The organism is Dyella sp. OK584 (assembly GCF_057787755.1).
Genome location: NZ_CM173542.1, coordinates 3147061 through 3166704 on the forward strand (window position 1 = coordinate 3147061; position 19644 = coordinate 3166704).

The 19644-nt window shown below is 58.7% G+C and carries 20 protein-coding genes; 8 read left to right on the forward strand and 12 right to left on the reverse strand.

What is annotated here, in order from left to right; genetic code table 11:
- Positions 1-3: 3 nt before the first annotated feature.
- Entirely contained in the window at positions 4-1656 is a 1653-nt protein-coding gene (locus AC3CBN_RS14160; RefSeq protein WP_488633653.1) for a DUF6519 domain-containing protein, read from the forward strand.
- Between the two features lie 128 nt (positions 1657-1784).
- Here the strand turns inward: AC3CBN_RS14160 and AC3CBN_RS14165 are convergent, their stop codons facing one another.
- Positions 1785-3062, reverse strand: a complete 1278-nt coding sequence (locus AC3CBN_RS14165) for a phospholipase D family protein (protein ID WP_488633654.1) — start codon at positions 3060-3062, stop codon at positions 1785-1787.
- A 399-nt stretch (positions 3063-3461) separates the two neighbouring features.
- The gene (locus AC3CBN_RS14170; protein WP_488633655.1) at positions 3462-3695 is read right to left on the reverse strand and encodes a hypothetical protein; all 234 of its coding nucleotides are present in this window, start codon (positions 3693-3695) and stop codon (positions 3462-3464) included.
- Positions 3696-3744: 49 nt separating this feature from the next.
- Between AC3CBN_RS14170 and AC3CBN_RS14175 the strand changes: the two genes are divergently transcribed.
- Positions 3745-4281, forward strand: coding sequence for a carboxymuconolactone decarboxylase family protein (locus AC3CBN_RS14175; protein ID WP_488633656.1), 537 nt, complete (start codon positions 3745-3747; stop codon positions 4279-4281).
- 148 nt (positions 4282-4429) lie between these two features.
- Here the strand turns inward: AC3CBN_RS14175 and AC3CBN_RS14180 are convergent, their stop codons facing one another.
- Positions 4430-5386, reverse strand: coding sequence for an AraC family transcriptional regulator (locus tag AC3CBN_RS14180; protein ID WP_488633657.1), 957 nt, complete (start codon positions 5384-5386; stop codon positions 4430-4432).
- A gap of 110 nt (positions 5387-5496) precedes the next feature.
- On the opposite strand from AC3CBN_RS14180, the gene AC3CBN_RS14185 reads away from it, so the two are divergent.
- Together AC3CBN_RS14185 and AC3CBN_RS14190 are read left to right on the forward strand one after the other, a co-directional pair.
- A complete protein-coding gene (locus tag AC3CBN_RS14185; protein ID WP_488633658.1) occupies positions 5497-6033 on the forward strand; it encodes a carboxymuconolactone decarboxylase family protein in 537 nt (178 codons plus the stop codon).
- A 32-nt stretch (positions 6034-6065) separates the two neighbouring features.
- Positions 6066-6560: a YkgB family protein gene (locus AC3CBN_RS14190; RefSeq protein ID WP_488633659.1), complete on the forward strand. Its 495-nt coding sequence runs from the start codon at positions 6066-6068 to the stop codon at positions 6558-6560.
- A gap of 234 nt (positions 6561-6794) precedes the next feature.
- Here the strand turns inward: AC3CBN_RS14190 and AC3CBN_RS14195 are convergent, their stop codons facing one another.
- The 5 genes from AC3CBN_RS14195 to AC3CBN_RS14215 form a co-directional block, all read right to left on the reverse strand.
- Positions 6795-7274, reverse strand: a complete 480-nt coding sequence (locus AC3CBN_RS14195; protein ID WP_488633660.1) for an HvfX family Cu-binding RiPP maturation protein — start codon at positions 7272-7274, stop codon at positions 6795-6797.
- Between the two features lie 249 nt (positions 7275-7523).
- Positions 7524-8297, reverse strand: a complete 774-nt coding sequence (locus AC3CBN_RS14200; protein ID WP_488633661.1) for an SDR family oxidoreductase — start codon at positions 8295-8297, stop codon at positions 7524-7526.
- 117 nt (positions 8298-8414) lie between these two features.
- Complete coding sequence (locus AC3CBN_RS14205) at positions 8415-9287, reverse strand: alpha/beta fold hydrolase (protein WP_488633662.1); 873 nt, start codon at positions 9285-9287, stop codon at positions 8415-8417.
- A 36-nt stretch (positions 9288-9323) separates the two neighbouring features.
- Positions 9324-10043, reverse strand: coding sequence for an alpha/beta fold hydrolase (locus AC3CBN_RS14210; RefSeq protein WP_488633663.1), 720 nt, complete (start codon positions 10041-10043; stop codon positions 9324-9326).
- A 33-nt stretch (positions 10044-10076) separates the two neighbouring features.
- Positions 10077-10721 carry a TMEM175 family protein gene (locus AC3CBN_RS14215; protein ID WP_488633664.1) on the reverse strand — a complete coding sequence of 215 codons (645 nt, stop codon included), beginning with the start codon at positions 10719-10721 and terminating at the stop codon, positions 10077-10079.
- A gap of 201 nt (positions 10722-10922) precedes the next feature.
- On the opposite strand from AC3CBN_RS14215, the gene AC3CBN_RS14220 reads away from it, so the two are divergent.
- Positions 10923-11579 carry a CGNR zinc finger domain-containing protein gene (locus tag AC3CBN_RS14220; protein WP_488633665.1) on the forward strand — a complete coding sequence of 219 codons (657 nt, stop codon included), beginning with the start codon at positions 10923-10925 and terminating at the stop codon, positions 11577-11579.
- A 218-nt stretch (positions 11580-11797) separates the two neighbouring features.
- Here the strand turns inward: AC3CBN_RS14220 and AC3CBN_RS14225 are convergent, their stop codons facing one another.
- The 3 genes from AC3CBN_RS14225 to AC3CBN_RS14235 form a co-directional block, all read right to left on the reverse strand.
- Positions 11798-12643, reverse strand: coding sequence for a DMT family transporter (locus AC3CBN_RS14225; protein WP_488633666.1), 846 nt, complete (start codon positions 12641-12643; stop codon positions 11798-11800).
- Between the two features lie 420 nt (positions 12644-13063).
- Positions 13064-14140 (reverse strand): radical SAM protein, encoded by a 1077-nt coding sequence (locus AC3CBN_RS14230; protein ID WP_488633667.1) that lies wholly within the window; start codon positions 14138-14140, stop codon positions 13064-13066.
- Positions 14141-15037: 897 nt separating this feature from the next.
- Positions 15038-15925, reverse strand: coding sequence for a LysR family transcriptional regulator (locus AC3CBN_RS14235; RefSeq protein WP_488633668.1), 888 nt, complete (start codon positions 15923-15925; stop codon positions 15038-15040).
- Between the two features lie 159 nt (positions 15926-16084).
- Here AC3CBN_RS14235 and AC3CBN_RS14240 point away from each other — a divergent pair, with 159 nt between their 5' ends.
- The gene (locus AC3CBN_RS14240; RefSeq protein ID WP_488633669.1) at positions 16085-16501 is read left to right on the forward strand and encodes an ester cyclase; all 417 of its coding nucleotides are present in this window, start codon (positions 16085-16087) and stop codon (positions 16499-16501) included.
- A gap of 73 nt (positions 16502-16574) precedes the next feature.
- Positions 16575-16799: a DUF2798 domain-containing protein gene (locus AC3CBN_RS14245; protein WP_488633670.1), complete on the forward strand. Its 225-nt coding sequence runs from the start codon at positions 16575-16577 to the stop codon at positions 16797-16799.
- Between the two features lie 129 nt (positions 16800-16928).
- Here the strand turns inward: AC3CBN_RS14245 and AC3CBN_RS14250 are convergent, their stop codons facing one another.
- Positions 16929-18656 (reverse strand): SulP family inorganic anion transporter, encoded by a 1728-nt coding sequence (locus AC3CBN_RS14250; RefSeq protein WP_488633671.1) that lies wholly within the window; start codon positions 18654-18656, stop codon positions 16929-16931.
- Positions 18657-19211: 555 nt separating this feature from the next.
- On the opposite strand from AC3CBN_RS14250, the gene AC3CBN_RS14255 reads away from it, so the two are divergent.
- Complete coding sequence (locus AC3CBN_RS14255; protein WP_488633672.1) at positions 19212-19616, forward strand: carboxymuconolactone decarboxylase family protein; 405 nt, start codon at positions 19212-19214, stop codon at positions 19614-19616.
- The last annotated feature ends 28 nt before the right edge of the window (positions 19617-19644 follow it).

Sequence of the window (19644 nt, forward strand, 5' to 3'; positions counted from 1 at the left end):
ACCATGAAAGGCGACTTCGCACGTGTCACGTTCGATCCGGCACGTCATTACAGCCAGGTGTTCCAGCAGCAGGGAAGGGTGCTGCTGGAGGCGGACTGGAATGAGCAGGCCAGCATCCAGCTTCATCTGCTACATACCCTGATCAGGGACCTGGTAGGGCCATGCTGGGCCGTGGGTGACGGCTTTGCGATCACGCTGCAGCCGCACGTGGCGGATTGGCAATTGTCCGCTGGGCATTTCTATGTCGACGGCATCCTCTGCCAGAACGATGTGATGTGCACATTGGGTAGTCAGCCTTACGCGCCTGCGCCTGCCGATGACGGTGGAAACTGGACGGACCCGCCAGCAAGTTTCGCGTTATGGCTGGATGTCTGGGAGCGGCATCTTTCTGCGCTGGAAGCACCAAATGTTGCCGACACCGCGTTGAATGGCGTCGACACCGCCACGCGCGCGCAAACGGTATGGCAAGTGCGCATGCTGGACATCGAAACGGATCATGAAGGCGCGCCGCTGGATGTTGCCACTGCCGCGCTCAATGTGCGGTTGCAGGCGGCCACCAATGATGCGGAGAAGGTCGCGATCAAGCAACAGATCGCCGATATTGCCCAGCTGCGCAACGGTCTTGCCGCCGGTGCAGCGCCAAACAACAACGACCCATGTGCACCCCTTCGCCAGATTCTTGGCGCGCGTGCCGCCTATGCGTGGCCTCGCATGCGGGCGCAGCTAGGCCCGGTCGAGTCGGATAATGATCCCTGCGTTATTGCGGCGGACGCGCACTATCGGGGCTGCGAAAATCAGCTCTATCGCGTGGAGGTTCACCAGGGCGGGCTCGCGAGCACGACGCCGACGCCAACTGGCACCAACTTCAAATGGTCGCGGGAAAATGGTTCAGTCATCTTTTCCGTGACAAAGACGGCAAGCACGCCGCAAAGCGATGGCAGTGCGCAGATGGCCGTGACGTTGGCCAGCCTGGGGCGCGACCAGCGGCTCGGACTCGTGGTGAACGACTGGGTCGAGCTTGTCGATGACGACTACACACTGGCACAGCTCGCCTATCCACTACTGCAGGTGACGGCTATCGATACGGCCAATCGACTCGTCACGCTTGCCGTTCCCAAGAACGTCACCGCTTATGGGATCAGCAATGACCCTTTGAAGCACCCGTTGCTGCGCCGCTGGGATCAGCACGTCAATCTCGACGCGCAAGGCTGCGTATCTTTGGTCGAAGGCGAAGTGATCAATCTGGAGGACGGCGTCGAGGTCAGCTTTGATCCCGGTGGTATTTACGCCACCGGCGACTACTGGCTGATTCCTGCGCGTGTTGCTGGGCAAGGCACACTCGACTGGCCGCAGGTGGCGGGTGCCGCCGCCGCGCTCAAGTCGCGCGGCATGCACCATGTTGCGGTGCTTGGACTCATATCGGCGCAGGGAAGCTTCAGCGAGTGCTGCTGCCGTTTCAATTCGCTCTGTGATTTGATGCGTGCCAGTACGAAGCAAAAGATCGACATGCTGCCCGCGCCCAGCGCCAAGCCGATTGTTGCCCCGGTGACGAAGAAGACGACGATTTCTAAGGTCGCCAAGGTCGCCAAGGTGGCTAAGGGCGCCAGCACGGCACGAGCGACTGCCAAGGGGAAGGCGAGCAAGTCAAGGCGCTGATTTTCACGGCGGTGGAGCCAGTGGTGAAGTCGTGGCCGATGCGGGTCAGGTGCGCAGCCGTGCGGAAATATCAGGCGATCAGCTCGATATCCGTCAACGTCATTGGTCACTCAGGCGTCGATCGAACCCTAAAGCAAACTGTCGATAGGCAGCACGCGAAGGAGTGACACCTCCGTGCGGCGCTTCGTGCTCGCCTCAGGCTCGCTTTGGTAAGTGACACCCTTGCCATCATCCGTGGCATGCCAGACGAGTTGGTGGGACGCAGGATCGATCATCACCTGATAGGCATTCGCAGGAAGGGTCGCCGTATTGAAGAATTCAGTGATGGCTTGCGCCAGGCCAGGCGAGTCGACGATGACACCCATCTCGGTATTGAGCAGCTTGGAGCGCTGATCCATGTTCAGTGAGCCGATAAAGGCCTGGCGGCCATCGACGACAATCGCCTTTGCGTGCAGGCTGATGCCTGAGGACTTTCCGAGCGAGGTGGACCCCTGGCTTTGGCCCATCGCAGGCCTCAACTCGTAGAGTTTCACGCCGCCCTCAAGCAGTGCCTTACGGTAGTGCACATATCCCGCATGTGCCGCGGTTTCGTCGGTTGATGCGAGTGAGTTGGTCAGTATCTTGATCGATATGCCGCCCTGCGCGAGCGACGAAAGATGCTTGGTGCCCTCATCGCCGGGAATGAAGTAGGGCGTGGTTGCCACTATTTCATGCTGCGCGCCATCGATCATCGCCTTGAGTTTTGGTCCGATGCGCAACTCGGGCACGTCGCGGGTGGTTTCGACCTTCTCTGGTTGATCGGCCACAAGCTCGGCGTCTCCCCAGAACCAGGCTCCTCGCCGATCCGCAGTGGGTCCATCGGGAAGCTCGTCCAATGCGGCTTGCGCATAGTCCGATTGTGCGTACGCCCGTACCTCGCGCTGAAGTGTCTGCCGCGCCAAGACGAGGCTTTGGGTGGAATCGTCTTTTTTTGTCAGGCTTTGAAGCGGGTACGCTGAATCGCAGTTCCAGTAGCTGTCAAAGGCTGCGGAAGCCTGCTGAACGACGGGGCCGATGGCCACGACATCGAGATCCCGAAAGTGCGTGTCGCTGCCGGCATCGAAGTAGGCATCGCCGATATTTCGCCCGCCAATGATGGCGACACTGTTGTCGACGATGAACGACTTGTTGTGCATGCGTCGATTGAGGCGCCGCCATTCGAGCATGAATTGCGTGGCGCGGGACAGCAGTGAAGGGTTTCTCGTCTGAAGCGGGTTGAACAGCCTCACCTTCAGGTTTGGATGCGAATTGAGCGCCTCGAAAAGGTGGTCCTTGTCGGTGAAGTTGTTGTCATCGATAAGGATCCGAACGCGCACCCCGCGATCGGCTGCGGCGAGAAGATGTTGCAGCATCAGGTGCCCGGTCATGTCATTCGAAAAAATGTAGTACTGCAGATCGATCGAATGCTTCGCATGGTCCGCAAGATCCACACGACTGAGTAGTGCGTTGGTACTCAGGGTGAGTAACCGAAAGCCGGATTGATGCTGATGCTGATCCACCTCGGCGCGCGTGTATTGCGCCGATGGTGTATCGGTGGCCGGCGGCAGGTGGTGTGTTTCCGGTTTGTCTTCGCTGGGTGGGAGCGAGCCGCAGCCTTGCATGAAAAGGCAAAGCAGTGCGAAAGCAAACGCGATGATCGGGCGACCTGTTCGCATGTTTCCACCCCAAAGACCTTACAGAGGGATGCTTGCCGACCGGTGCACGCTCCGGTGTGGCCGATCAATTAGCACACTTCCGCCCCACCTGGGCTGACTGTTGAGTGGGGATTACTGGTGCGCCATGTCGCCTGCGGAAGAAGCGTCGCGTTGACGCACTGCCAATCCGTGAGTGGTGAAGACGTCTTGATTGAGCGCGGAAAGGCGGTTGGCATCCATACCTCGAAAGTGGAAGACAGCCTGCAATGGGGCATGGATTGTGGGCTTGGAGCCGGCAACAAGCGCTGAGTCCAGGTTGATACTATTGAGCATATTTGTGAGAAATAAAGGCATTAAAAAGATCATTCCTTCTCCGTAGAGTATTCACACCCCAACGCAATGAAGGATTCATCTCATGTCACGCATTCTCACCCCCTCGCTGGATACCGCTACTGGCGCCACTGCAGAGGTCTACGACCAGATTCGAAAGGCCGCTGGAAGTGTTCCCAATACGTTCGCAGCCATCGGTGCACTCGGTCCCGCAGCGCTGAAGGCGATTCTTCAAGCCGACGGTGTCCTGGCAACAGGCACGCTGAGCAAGCAGGATCAGGAGACCATCAAACTGACCGTCAGCGAAGTCGCAGGTTGCGATTACTGTGTGGCCGCACACAGCCTGCTCGGCAAGATGACGGGCCTCAAGCCCGACGCGCTCAAGCAGATCCGCACCGGTGAATCCACCGGCGATGAAAAGCGGGATGCTCTGGTCCGCTTCGTTCGCAACCTGGTCAAGACCAGCGGAACGATCAGCGACAGCGCGTTCAATGAGATCAAGGCAGCCGGTTACACCGATGCACAACTGGTCGATATCAGCCTGGCGATCGCCCTGACCGTGTTTACCAACGTGTTCAATCGCATCAACGACACCGCGATCGACTTCCCACCGGTGAAGTGAAACCGGACCTGAGGGCGCCACCAAGGTGGCGCCTTTCCTGGCTTAGCGGATGGGTAGGTGCGAATCTGCTTTCCCGTCAGCAGAGCAAAGATGTCCCACCGGTTTGGACGGTCCACACAGCGCGACACAGGATGCCGCGCACCTGCATCTAAGTCTGGAGATCCGCCATGCGGCGCCAACGCGCTGGCGTGACTCCCATGTGAAGCTTGAAGGCCCGCTGGAACGCCGCCTCGGATTGATAGCCGACCATGTCAGCCACCGCGCCCGTGGAAGCAGATGGTTTGCGAAGCTCACTGGACGCCAACGTCATGCGGACGTCGGTCAACAAATCGCTGGCCGAACGCCCGAGCTTCTCCTGGAACAAGCGCACGAATGTCGCCCGTGACATGTTGCAAAGACTCGCGAGCGAAGGAAGTGTCCATGGATGCCCCGGATCATGAAACATCGCCTCGAGCGCGGGAGCCAGGCGTGGGTAGCCCGCGAGAGCGAGCAGTCCAACCGGCGCCTCACCCGACTCGCTGGCAAAGCGCAAGGTGAGGGTAAATAGCGCTGTCGACAACGCGTTGAGCATGGCGCGGCCGCCAAGAACGTCGACGCCCGATTCCATGCGCATGAGGGCCATCAAACCCACCAGATCTGCGCCTGTTTCGGGCTTCGCCGCAGCGTCATTCCGATCGGTCGATCGCACGATCAATCGTCTCGGCAAATAGCCACGCAACAAACGTGCGTGCGTGGCCGTAAAAGCGAATCGGCCGCAGAGCATATCCAGACGATCGCGGTCACCGGTGTTTTCACTAAAGATCAGGTTGGCCGCCATGCGCTGACGTGAGGGAAGGGCACGTTTGCCACTTCCGTCGTGCAGCGAATGGGCTTCGCCATCAGCAAGCAGAAGAATGTCGCCGGCGGAGAGGCGCTGAGGCACGCCGCTTTCAGGATCTTCCAGCAAGGCAGATCCACTCAGCACGACGTGATAGGGAATTTCGCCAGCCGCAGAAGCGTCCTGGTCGATGCGCCATGGCGCGCCGTACATGCAGCGCAGATCAAGCGCACCGCGAACCGGTGTCATTTCCAGCAGGCGGCTTAGCCAGTCGAGAGGCGGGGCCATGGGCCATCTCCGATGAGATTAATTAGCATATATATGATCATTTACGACATTAACAAGCTCGCCCGCCCTTCGTAAAGTGGTGCCACGTCAACCAACGAAGGATTGCCTTCATGCCACGCATCGAAATGCCTCCGCTTGAATCTGCGACGGGTGCCGCCGCTGCCATTTTCGAGCAAATCAAGCGAGCTGCCGGTTCCGTTCCCCATTGCTATGCCGCTATCGGTTCACTGAGACCCGCTGCACTCAAAACCATCCTGCAAGCCGATGGTGTCGTTGCTGCCAGTTCACTAAGCAAGCAAGACCAGGAAACCGTCAAGTTGATCGTCAGTGAGTCAGCGAACTGCGATTACTGCATTACGGCGCACAGCATGCTGGGTCTTCTCGCGGGACTCGCGCCAGAGACGCTGGCCCAAATTCGAAGCGGCGAACCGACAGGCAACGCCAAACGTGATGCTTTGATCCGCTTTGTACGAACCCTGGTGCGCACGAGCGGAACCCTCAGCGACGAAAACTTCGCCAGTATCAAAGACGCTGGCTACACCGACGCGCACCTGGTCGACATCAGCCTGGCGATAGCCGTGACCACCTTTACCAACACCTTTAACCGCATCAACGACACGCCTGTCGATATCCCGCTTTTCGCTTAACCCACAACACCACGCCACCTTAGGAATAGATCATGAACTCACTCATCCATGCTTTGGCAAAGTCCGGGCTTTTCAAAAAGGATCTTGATTACCACCTGGTCCGCACTTCCATGGTGATCATGTTTTTCTTCTTCGGTTATCAGAAGTGGTTTGAATACGAAGCGCAGACGCTTGTTCCGTTCATCAGCAACGGCCCGCTCATTTCGTGGATGTATCCGGTCTTCGGTATCCGCGGTGCCAGTTGGTTCCTCGGCGTCGCGGAATGGACGTTTGGCGCTTTGATCCTTGCGGGTTTTTGGAACAAGCGCCTGGGCATTCTCGGTGCGGCCGGCTCGGTGGTTACCTTCGTATTGACCGTGACGATCATTCCGTTCATGCCAAATGGTTGGGCTGAGTCCGCGGGCGGCTTTCCGGCGATGGTCGGCAATGTTCCCTTCCTGATGAAGGACGTCGTGCTGCTCGCCGTATCGGCCTATCTGCTGAAGCAGGACGTCGCGCGGGCTGCATCGCCAGCGAACCAAGCTTGAGTTTCAACCCACGTGACGGCCGGGGAGCCCTTGAGCTCCCTGGCCGTTTGCATGAGCGACTCTCACGAGCTTCACCATGGGTTGTCGAAATGCACTCCGTCATGGCGAGGGTGACGGCTGCGTCAGGCGTTTCGCGTCAGGCCGGTCGTGCCGTGAAAGTCGGCGACAAGGCCCCATCATTCGTGCCGAATGATCCGCTGGAGGGCCGGGCTTTCCCTCCGAACGGTTCCTGATCTATTTCTTCTTCCGGAGTTTCCTGGAGACCCAATGATCGAGCGAAAGCGGACCAGGGCCACTCAACACGAGCGAAAACAGTCCCGCCAGATAAAGCAGGTCGGTTTCTATGCCGGGAGGACCAAACTTGGGCCCTTCGGCGGTCACCGCAATCAATTTGATGGAGGTGAACCCGAACTGGAGATGCACGGTGAACATGGCGACCAATAGCACCATGGCCATGGGCACGCTGAGCAAGGTCACGAAGGCACCCAGTATCATGAAGATGCCACCGAGCAACTCGACCCAGATGGTGAGCCAGGCCATCAGATGTGGCAGCGGCGTGCCGATCGCTTGAACGATATCGACAAAGTGTTCCGGGCCTTTCTGCAGCTTTGCGAGGCCATGCTCCAAAAAGCCGTAGCCCACGATAAGACGGATGGGCAGCGGCGCCCAGCGCGCCGTACCCCACTGGTTCCGAAGATCCTGCAACGCAATCATGATCGTGTCCAGGACAGGTGCGCGGCATCAGGGGCCACGGAAATGGATGAAGCTTCGTACATGACATAACTCCGTTGGACAGGTCTGTAAAAATAGGCCGACGGGGACCTCGTAGCCATTGCCCAACGTCCGACTTTTGTTGCGTTGAATCCGGGTAGTAGCCCTTGTCACTAGTGACGTGCTATTCGATGCGTTGCACGACAGTTTCGGCGGTACCGGGGATCTGACATTGGCGTGGGATGAAGCGCATTAGATGGACGTGACCTCGCCACCATCCATTCGAACCGCTGAGCCGGTCAGCCAACGTGCATTCGGCGACACGAGGAAAGCCAGCAGATCGGCAATTTCCTCCGGACGTCCGTAGCGATCGATGCCCGACTGTGCAAGAAAGGTTTTCGTGGCCTCGTCCTCTCGCACGGCATGATCCACCGCCCATTTCGCGAGATAGCTGCGACGCCGTCCGGTCATGATGGGGCCGGGCAATACACTGTTGACCTGGACCCCGTCCCTTAAGCCCCGCTCCGCGAAGGCTTTGGCGAGCGCCACAATCGCGGCATTGATGGTGCCCACCGCTGCGTAAGGAGCTTTCGGAAATACTGCCGAGTTGCCCGACGTCAGTACCACTGCACCGCGGGCTTGCTTCAGCGCTTCCCACGCCCGAATGGTGAGCCGACGGGCGCCATGCAGCTTGAGCTCCATGCCGCTATTCCACTGTTCATCGGTCATTTCGAAGAGATCGATTTGCGGCACGGCGCCGGCGATATTCAACAGCGCATCGATTCGACCAAAACGTTCGAGCGTGCGGGTGACCACCAGCTCCGGTGATTCAACACGACCAAGATCGACATCGATGACCAGAGGTTCGGCCCCGTGCTCCCTCACGGAATTCGCCGTCTCTTCGAGGTGGTCACGATGGCGCGCCACCAGCGCCACATGTGAAAAATCCTGTGCCAGTCGAATGGCCGTTGCCCGACCAATGCCCTGGCTTGCTCCACTCACGATCGCGACTGATGGTTGCTTCATCGGTGCACTCCTCAATGATTACCCTCGTCAAGCGCCACTTTGCTTAAAGCAGAGTGGCGCCTTCGGATAGCGCGACAAGGCAGGCACAACTTCACCACTTGATTCCGTGCCCGTGTCTTAGCCTTTCGACTTGACGTTGGCGGCGAGGAACTCACGGATCGCAGAAGCGATCTGTTGATGGTGCGTCTCGAGAGCAAAATGGCCCGTATCGAAGAAGCGCACCTGTGCGGAGGGAATGTCCCGCTTGAATGCCTCGGCGCCTGGAGGAAGGAAGAACGGATCCTTGTCGCCCCAGACGGCGAGGAGCGCAGGCTGATGCTTGCGGAAGTAGGCGTGGAATTCCGGGTATAGCGCGACGTTGCTGGCGTAATCGAGCAGGAGGTCAAGCTGTACTTCATGCGCGCCTGGACGCGCCATGTAGAAGTTGTCCAGCGAATAGCCATCTGGCGAAACCAGGGATGGGTCGGACACCCCTTGCGTGTATTGCCAGTACGTCGTCTCCGGCGCAAGGAAGGGGCGCAACGCGTCACGATTGGCCTGTGTGGGAGCCTGCCAATACGTGCGGATGGGATCCCAACCGCTGCTCAAGCCTTCTTCGTAGGCATTGCCATTCTGCGAAACGATGGCGAACACGCGCTCGGGGTGCTTCAACGCCATACGCAAGCCTACCGGCGAGCCGTAGTCGAAGATGTATAGGGCAAAACGCTTGAGTCCCGCGACTTCCGTGAATCTCGACATGACGTCGGCAAGATTCTCAAAGGTGTAACGGAAACTCTCTCGCGGCGGCATTGCCGATCGCCCAAACCCCGGAAGGTCGGGTGCCACCACGTGGTATTTGTCCGCCAGCTGGGGAATCAGGTCGCGAAACATATGGCCTGAGCTGGGGAACCCATGCAGAAGCAAAAGAGTGGGTGCCGACGGGTCGCCGGCCTCTCGGTAAAAAATGTCCGTTCCATCAACGTTGACTGTCTTGTAGGTGACTGTGGTCATGGTCGGGTGCCTCGCTCAGTAGATTTAGTAACCTGTTTAAACACGTTTGCTAGTCGAGGAAGTCGCGCGATTCGTACCAATGGCTTCCAGGGCCTCGTTGATGATTTCCACAACCACCTCGGGCGCCGTCACCATGGGCACGTGATCCACCGCGCCTGAATGCACGGTCGCTCCCATGCGCGCAGCAACAAAGCGCTGCGTCTCCAGTGGAATCATGCGGTCATCTTCGGCAATGAAGTACCACGTTGGCTGAAACGCCCAGGTCGGTGGCGGTGATGGCTCTTGAATCGCGCGAACCGAGATCGGGCGTTGCGTCGCTGCCATGACTGCCGCCGTTGTCGACGATGCGTGCTGTGCGAACGCCTGCGCAAATGCCTCGACCGGCAACCACATGAACCCATCCGGCCCCGGCGCAAGCTGCGGTGCGAGGGCGTGAGGAGGATTTCTTGTAAACACCTCCGCCACCGTTTCACCCTCTGCTGGCGCTAGCCCCGCTATGAAAACCAGGCCGGTCACTTGATCACTCTGCACACCAGCGATGACAGCACCCGCATACGCGTGACCAACCAGCAGTACAGGGCGATCGAGGCGCTCGATGGTTGCCGTCAGTGCTGCGATATCTTCCGACAGCGAAGTCAAGGGCAGGGGAGCCGCAACGACCTTAAGCTGTTGGCTTTGCAGCCTCTCAATCACGGCGCTCCAGCTTGAGCCGTCCACCCAGGCGCCATGAACCAGAACAACAATAGGGGTAGCCATTTCAGGACTCATATTCATTCACCTTCGCGTGACTCAATGGGCATGCGACAGACGGGTAAACAGGCGGCGCTTACGGGGTGCTGATGCGGCAACCCCGTCAGATGCAGTCGGCGCATCGGGGCGCACGTAGACCAACAGACAGGCGGAAATCAGGCCTAGTGCCGCGACAGGTGAAATCAGCGCCAAACCGGCAGCCAAGGCAAACACGCCAAGCGTCACGATCGATCGCATGCGCATCATGCGACGCGTCGCCGGTGTCAGATCCGGGGCGCGCTGTTTGTCCATCGCCTCCATGCAGAGGAACAGGTAGGTCACATTGATCAACACAAACACCACTGCATACACCGCGACCGGCAGGGCGGCGAGATGCGTTTGGGCAATCCATGCCGTCGTGAACGGCATGAGCGACACCGTAAAAAGATGCGCAAAGTTCGCCCACATCAATCGGGGCGTAGCAGCGGCCGCGTGGCGCATCAGGTGGTGATGGTTAACCCACACGATGGCCAGAAAGAGGTAGCTGACCCCATAGGCTACCGCTGATGGCCATAACGCCAGCAACCCCACCACGGTAGCCTCCTGCGGGGCCCTTAGCTCCAACACCAGAAGTGTAATAATGATCGCGAAAACGCCATCGGAGAAGGAAATAACTCGATCCGGATGGGAAGTTTGGCTATTCATATCGATACCTGCCTGGGGTTGGGCTGAGTCAGGAAGTCGCCCCGTGAGATCCCTTGCCAGAGGGATTTAGCCTCCACGGTAGCCGGCTGGTCGTTAGTGTTGGGCGAATTGCGTAACTTGTCAATAGGCGTTAGAGTGGTTACGTTAATTTGGGCGTGCGGAAGTGTCTGCTCATCATTTAGTGACCGAGAGGGAATGTTCATGACAGAGAAAGAAGCGAGGCTGCCGGCGATATTTGTGGCTGATGCGCCAGGGTTGGATTTCCTCAATTCGGTCGCGGTGCCTGTCGATACGCAAGTCGAATGGTTGGATGACGGCGAGGGTTTGTTGTCCTGGCTTCGAGAGGCGGATCTGGTGCCAGCCGATGTGCTGGACACGTTCCGCGCGTCGGTGTTGCCTGGCGAATTGGACGCCGTGGCGAACCAGGCGAGGACTCTCCGCGAATGGTTTCGCGGATTCGTGGTGTCTCATAAGGGCAAGCGGCTGACGCGCTCTGCGATAACCGAACTCGGACCCTTGAATCGCGTCCTCGCGCGTGATGAAGAGTTCGGTCAAGTCGTCGCGAGCACGGCAGGCTCCGGCGATGGGAATGCCATGACGGGCCTGGAGTGGCAGGTGAGTCGTCGGTGGAGGTCGCCGGAAACCTTGCTGATTCCGCTTGCACAAACGATGGCCGACCTGGTGTGTTCCGAGAATTTTGTGGACGTGAAGGCGTGTCAGGGTCCGACGTGCACTTTGTTGTTCGTCGATCGGACGCGCGGCCGGGCGCGTCGCTGGTGCAGCATGGCGGTGTGTGGAAACCGGGCAAAACAGGCCGCTCATCGCGAACGCATGGGTAAAGACGCTCGACCCGCTTGAGGTCATGTAGCTGCGCAACGCCGCCGTGATGCGGTGGCAAGTCGGTTCGTCTGGCTGTGTAGCTGCGCTCTACCGCGCGATGGTTTGCTCGCGGTCTATGAGTATCCCGCCTTGGCACTGGATACCGACGGTATTAATGGCTTTTAAGGCTCACCTTCGCTCTGTGCTTCGCGAATCCGCTCCTGGGGCGAGCGCGCTGGTAGCTCACGATTGACGAGCTAGAGCGTCAACCCAATCAGCAAGCCACCCGTCGCCTGCAGCCATGAAAGCGATGTATGAAGAATGAAGAATGACAAGATGACGGTGAAGAGCGGGGCCAGGAGCAGATAACCGCTGGTTCTCGTGGCTCCACCTTTGCCGAGCGCGACGAACCACAAACCGAAAGAACCGGTGGATGCCGGGATAGCAAGCCAAAAGAACCACACCCAATGGGACGTGGTCATGAGCGCTGGCCAGCGTTCGCCGGCAGCACCATACGCGACAATCAGAACGACCATCGAGCCAATAAGCATCTGCCAGAAGCTCAGGCTCCACGATCCGAAGGGCAGGCGAGCGCGCTTATTGATGATCGTCGCACTTGCCCAGCACAGAGCAGACGCAAGCCCAATGAGTTCGCCCCTTACCGCGACGCCACCGGCAAACGCGGTTGGGCCAAGGCCGATGGCCAAGGCGACGCCTACAGCGCCAAACGCCAGCCCAGCCACCCGGGCGCCATGAAGTGGCTCACCGAGGAACAGCCGTCCGAGTACAGCCACCCATATGGGGTTGGTAAAGAGCAGGATGGCCGCCGTTGACGCGGATATCCACTGCATTGCCAAGAACAGCAAGCCCATGACTGCTGCGGTTTGAAGCATGCCGATAACGACGACAAGTGCTGCATCACGCAGTGATGCTTGAGGCGGAAAAATAGCAAGCCGCACCCTTCGATTGTCCAGATAGATCAGCGGCAGCGTGGCAATCGCCGCAGCGAAGAATCGCCATCCGACCAGAAGCAGTGGTGGGATCCCAGCGCCGAGCAGGATTTTGCCGGCCACGAAACTTGAGCCCATCAAGAACGTCGACATCACGAGCGCGGCAATAAAGCCCCGCGTCGTTCATCTGCTTCTTTGGTGCAATAGATTTCATGAAAGCACGCGCTTGCCTTGCGGTACTTCGATGGAAGTCTTTCCGGCGTTGCGTCTCATGTCCGAGGGTAGGGCGCCTCGCCGGCCAAGGTAAGAATCCTGATTGCGATGCAACTTGTGGTCTGCCTTGTCGATGCGCACGATGGGAAACCTCCAAAAATTTGTGCTTTCGGAAAAGGGGCTGACCGACTTCGAGCCCTGGCGCGGACAAGTCCGAAAACAAAAAATCGATGGGAGCGATCCATGACTAGCCGGCATCGAATCCGCTACCGAAACAGACGCTGCGGTGGCGGCACAGGGTGGATCGATCATATCTTTGCCGAGGCAGTCAGCGCGCGCCCAGGCGGCGAGGAATCGACTCTACGTGCCAAAGCCGCCGCAACACCGGCTGCAGGCAGGCAGAAGGCCTCCGGCCTCGGCGAGCGCTACCCGCAACGCTTCTATGCTCGAGTGCTTCCAGATACCTTCAAGGCCGGCGTCCCTGACATTGGCGATCGGAAACCGATAGCACCGGCCATGAACTGGCACCGACTCGCCATCAGCGTCGACCATCAGGATGCGAAAGGCGTCGTGGCAGCGGCGGCCAACAAATTGCGAGGGATGGCGATAATAGATGTCGAGGTCAGCCTCGCTCGTGCGATCGGGCTGGATCGTGACCGAGAACGGCCAATTCGCCGCCTTGATGTCGGCCAGTTCGTCGGCCAGGTGAGCGATGTCGATCTTCGTCGGATCGGATTCGAAGACATTCGAGGGCGTGGCAGGATACGTCGCGCCATAGAGCGCATTATGTTCGTTGGCCTGCGCGGGCGTCACGAAATTATTGTGAATTAACCCAACCTGCTTTAGCGGTAGATCACTGATGTCGGTGAGGAAGGTCTTGAGGTGACCGACGTTGTATTCGCTGATCGTGCAGAAGACGGAGATCTCGGGCGCGTCCTGTAGCGCCGCTATGGCACTGATCCCCTCTACGGCCCGTGCGAAGCTGCCGACATGGCGCCGGATGCGATCATGGAGAGCCTCAGGACCATCGAGCGAGACGAACAGACCGCGACAGCGGCCCGCAGCCAACTCTGCTGCCCGTCTTGGCAGGAGCAGGCCGTTGGTGGTGACCGTCGTATGCAAGCCCAGCGTAGAGGCGTATGCCAATGCGTCACCAAGCGGACGCCAGGCGAGCGGCTCGGTGAATGCAAAGCCCAGGCGCGCTTCGGGACAGAAGGCCGCCATATCGTCGGCGATGCGCTGGAACAGCTCCCACGGCATGGATCGCGTCTGTGCTCCCATCAAATTTGCGCCGAAATTCGTCTCGGTATTGGCGGTGCCAACGTCACACATGACACAACGCAGATTGCAGAAATTATTAACCCCGAGGACGACGTGTGCGGGCCGCGATGCGGCCGTGAGGCGCGCTTCCGGAAATGGTTGGCTGAGTGCGGACATTGTGGGCGGATTTCCTCGGATGGTCGTTTTTGTTTCTTGCGGCTCAAGCTTGAAGCAAGACCTACCGATATCTATTGGCGCCGTTGCTTGAGCGAACTTGCGAAGGTCGCCCACGCACAGGCGCAGTGGGATTGCGAATGACTGGCGCTCCAGGCACACGCTTGCGAGGCATGAACGTGCTTATGCCCCAAGAGGTATGTGCTGTATTAGGGGCAAATGGTTTACGGCCGCCGTCGTGGCGGTGACCTATCACATAGCTCTGCCCCACCGGGCTGATCAATCGATGAAATGGCGAGTTGGTAGAGCCAAGTGGTGTTGATTGCGCCCGAAGTGCTGACGAGTCGATTGCATGTGACCTCCACCGTGAACGTGGACGCGGTGCCGTTAAGGACCCGATGGGTGCGGTTACCGGCTACGTCGTAGTTGTTGTCGCGGAATCCGGTCAGATTGGACAGGTACTCGCGCATCGCTTCAGGAGGTTCATACACGATAGTCAGGTGCCCGTTAGCGGCATACGTTTTATGCATTAATGCCGGTTCCAGCACCAAAGTCGAGCACGTCCGCTCCCTTGGGCAACAGATCCAGCGCCATCCTCTGAAGCCTGTCGCGCACTACACGATCTCGCTTCGAGGTCAGAATGATTTCGTGGTACTGCTCTCACTATGCATGCCGCCGACTACCTTCTTTCTGGGGCAAACGGGTGTTGTCCGCGTGAGTGCCGGTTAAGCCATGGAAGGTTGCGTCGATGGCCGCTGCAGCCGCATCACGGAGCAGGGCACGAAATGCGGTCAGTTCCTGGTTGCTACAGGGTGGCGTGGCGCGAACAGCGCCAAGTGACGCGAAGTTTGAGTGGCGGCTTCGAGGGGAAGCTACTCTCAGGGTCGGCGCCTGATGCGATCACTTCACGCTCTTGAGACGCCCGCCGGTTTTTTCGCTCAGTGCCTCTATCAAGAGAGAGCCAAGCGTCTGCACAAACTGCCGCGTCTCCGGCGATTCGCCAAGTACGGAGATGTCTATGGTGGGTAAAGACGGCCACTGCCGGGACGCAGGAATGACCTTCATTCCTTCCTGCACGAGCGATTTGCCCAGGACAGTCACGCCCAAACCGCCCAGCACGGCTGCACGCACGCTACCGAGGTTGCTGACAGTGCAGGCCGTGATCCATTCCTGCCCCGCGGATTCGAGTGCATCGATCATGGTTTGTCGATAGGCACAGGGCGGTCGCATCATCACCAGTCGCGTCGGCCCTAAGGAGTCCTTGCGGAACTCGGCGTTCGCCGCCCAAACCAGCTGCTCACGCCAGATCACGCGACCTCGCCGAAGCGCGCCTTCCTTCGAGGTTCTGGCAATAACGACATCCAGCTCTTGCGCGTCGTACGCTGCCAGCAGCTCCTCACTTGGGCCTGTCATCAAGTCGAGCCTGGCGTCGGGATAGCGGTCACCAAGGCCTGCCAATACCTTTGGTAACTCCGTCTGCATCAGGTTCTCCGTCATCCCAAGCCTAATGCTGGAAATCTTTGACGGGCCGCGCAGCTCCTGCACGAACGATTCGTACTGAGCCAACAGGCGTCGGCCTGCGGTCAGAACGCGCTCACCATCCTTGGTGAGGAGGAGAGAGCGACTCGTCCTATCGAACAGGCGCATCTGCAGCGCATCTTCCAGGCGCAATACCTTTTGACTGACCGCAGATTGCGTGCGGCCAATCACTTCTGCGGCTGCAGTAAAACTTCCCATGTCAGCCACCGCGATGAAGGCTCTCAACAGGTCAAGTTCGACGTCAGGCATAGTCATATCAATGAATAAAATTGCTAGATGAAAGAAATATAATTCGTTTTACTTCTTGATGGCAAGGCCGGAAACTTCTGCGCATCGACTTCCGCTGCATCGACGTCAGATGTTGCGGGCGAACAAATTTGCATTCGTGCCAAGCGCAGGAGACAGGTCATGATTCAGAAAAGTGCAGTGGAAATTGTTGAGCGGTTCTGGCGAGAGGTATGGCAGGGAGAGAATCCCGACGCTGCGGACCATATCGTGGCGGAGGACTTCTCCGTCACATCTGGCGGTGTCCTGATCGGGCCGCGTCATAGGTTCAAGGCTTGGGTGAAGTTATTCCTGGACTCCATCAATGACTTCAACTTCGAAGTGGTAGAAATGTTCCAGAACGCAACAGGCGATCGTGTCGTTACCCGTTGGGTAGTCACGGGGAAGAACAATGGGTTCATGGGAGCGGAGCCATGCCAGACGCCCATTCGCATGACCGGGACTGCGGTCATACACGTCCGCGAAGATGGATTGCTTCAGCACAACTGGGTGGAACGCAATGCGCTTGAGATTCATCGCAGTCTGAAATCAGCTCAGTAACCGGATTTGCGAGAAGAGCCCAGAGAGCTTTCCGCGCAAACGTCGTCACAACTGATGCCTGAGGGTGATGCATATGCTCAAGATTCCGAAGAGACACTGCCACTACGTCTTTGGCGCGATTCAATCAGGGATCACTTGTGCGATTGCGGCGGCCATTGCCAGCGCGCCATTCCATTCCAGTGGAACATTCTTCAACCACTGGATCGTTGCCTATTGCTACTCGTGGGCCATCATGCTGCCTCTTGTTGTAATCGTTGCGCCACTCATCCGAAAGATGGTTTCCGTCGTTACGGCGTGATCGCGCGGCGCTGGCCCACGTCCCGATAGCGAATGGTTCACGCCGTCACGTGAAGGTGCTCGGTGCATGCTTTGCGAGGCGGGCAGGGTTGGCCTGCATTTGCCCGTGAACTACCAGGTTCCAGCGCCATCATGGGTTCCTGAGATAGTCATCGACCGCGCTACCCAGAGTAGGGTGGAAGCTCTGATCACTCATAATGTCGGTCAGCTCGAAACGTTTGAGTTTGTCGCGAACCGGATCCTTCATCTCGGCAAAATGCAGGGTGATTCCGCGCTCCCTCAGGATTCGGCTCAGTTCCCGCAGCATGTCGGCGGAAGTGACATCGACGCTGGTCACGGGTTCGGCCGCCACGACGACTCTTTTTACGGGCGTTGGTGATGCTTCGACAGCTTCCAGCAAACGCTCCTGGAACAGCTCGGCATTGGCAAAGAAGAGGGGCGCATCCCAGCGAAAAAGCAAAAGCCCCGAAATCTGTGCCGCCTGCGGATAGCGCTTTATGTCGTGATATCCGCGCAAACCTTCCACGCGACCCAGCACGGCGTAATGCGGTCGCCAGCCATCCCACAAAAATTCGACGATCGCGATGACCACTGCCAGGCAGATGCCCGGAATCGCACCGAATACCGCGACGCCGGCAAAACAGGCGAAAGAAAGCCAGAATTCCCATTGCTGGATACGGTAGATGCGCTTGAGGTCGGCAAATTCGAACAGTCCAATGGCGGCGGCAATGACGACCGCTGCCAGGGCACTGTTAGGCACGTTGCGCATCAGATTGGGTGCTGCCAACAGAAGCACGGCCACAGCCAGCGCACCGACGACACCGGTCACTTGCGTTCTTGCGCCCGCAGCTTCCGCCACCGGAGTGCGCGACGAACTGCTGCTGATCGGAAAACCCTGAAAGAGACCTGCCGCAAGGTTCGCCGAGCCCAGGCCCACCATTTCCTGGTTCGGATCCACGCGACTGTGGGACCGTGCTGCAAAGGTTCGCGACAGCACGCTGGTATCCGCAAATGAAATCAGCGCCACGGCACAGCCGCCGAGCAGTATCTTCACCAGATCGACATCACTTGCCCAAGGGAACGCAAACGTCGGCAACCCCTGGGGAATCTTGCCCAATACTTTCACGCCGACATTATCGAGCTTGAAGACGGTGACGCATAACGTCGCCACGACAACCGCAATGAGGATGCTCGGCAGCCTCTTGAAGCGTTTGAAGCACAGGATCAGTACGAGAGTCCCGGCACCCACGGCGAAGCTGTACCAGTTGGTTTGCCCCGCAGCGATCGTCTTCCCCAGATTCAGAAGATCTCGCAGCGGCCCTTGCTCATCGATGGAGACCCCGAAGAGCTTCGGCAACTGACTGATCAAAACGGCAAGCGCGATGCCATTCATGTAGCCGTATCGAATCGGCTTGGACAGTAGCTCGGTAATGAAGCCCAGGCGCAGCAGCCCCATGACGATGCAGAACAGGCCGGAGACGATCGCCAGCATGCTGGCAACAGCGATGGCGCGCGATGGGTCGCCGGCGGCGATGGGCGTAACAATGGCGAGGATCGGCGCTGCGAGGGAGGAGTCCGGGCCAAGCACAAGAATTCGGCTGGGACCAAACACGGCGTACGCGAGCAGCGGAATGATCGTAGCGTAGAGGCCGTAGACACCGGGGACGCCAGAAGCTTCCGCGTAGGCAATGCCCACGGGCACCAGCATGGTCGTCAGCACCAATCCGGCGGCCACGTCCTTTGGCAACCAGGCAGCCCGATACTCCCTGAGCATCACCATGCCGGGCAGCCAGCGCAACCATCCTGGCGCCGTGTCCGACGCCTGCTCGCCGCTGGAAATTCGCCTGTCGGATGGCATGAGTCGATTGTTCCTGATCGAACAACGTCTTGCGGATCATAGGATGACTGTCGTCCAACGGCCAGAACAGTTCAGGCCCGCGCCAAGCCAGTCAGCGCGCTTCATTCCTGGGCGACATTAGATAGCCCCTGGTTCGACTAACGTGAAGGCCATTCTCACAGAATGAAATGGTGCGGCCTGGTGGGGTGGTGAACTCTTGGTGATCTTCGTGGCAGACCCCATTGAGCATGCCGGACACTCGCGATCCGACAGGCCATATTGGTCTTCGGGCTGCGGCAAAGCATTGGCGATCACCAAAGAGCGGCACGACGCATGAACTTGCATCGATGCGCATGCGACGGCCTGGTCGCTTACGAGTTGTTGGCGGGTGGGGATATCGACCGCGTATCGGGTCGTCGGGCATTCCCAAGCCACGGTTTCGAGTCAATCAACCGCGGGTTGGTTTAAGAGGTAACGCACTCTGGGGATACTGCTCGCCAGTCAACACGCACCCATGCAATGGCTGCGCATGACTTCCCTATCCCGTATCCAACCAGAGAACCAAGGAGTCAGTTGATGTCCATATACCCTTCCAGCCATAGCCGGGGTCTCGAGCTGCTTGAGCAGCTGCACGGTGGCCACGCAGGCGCGGCGATGGTCGCGGAAATGCAGGACATCTGCCCTGCATTTGCCGACATGACGATTGACTGGGCCATTGGCTCGATCATGGATCGACCGGGCCTCGACCTCCTGACGCGTCAGCTCATTCTCATCGCTTCATGCGTGACCATGGGGCATGCGATGCCACAACTGCGTGCCCATGCCGAAGCCGCGCTCAACGTGGGTGCCACGAAGGAGCAGATCGTCGAAACCGTGCTGCAATTGGTCTTCTACGCGGGCGGACCAGCCGTGAGAAACGCACTGGTTGTCCTCAATGAGGTCTTTCAAGCCCAGGAAACCATTGCGACCCGTATCGCCTAGTGTGCCCTGTGGCGCGTACGGGATGTGA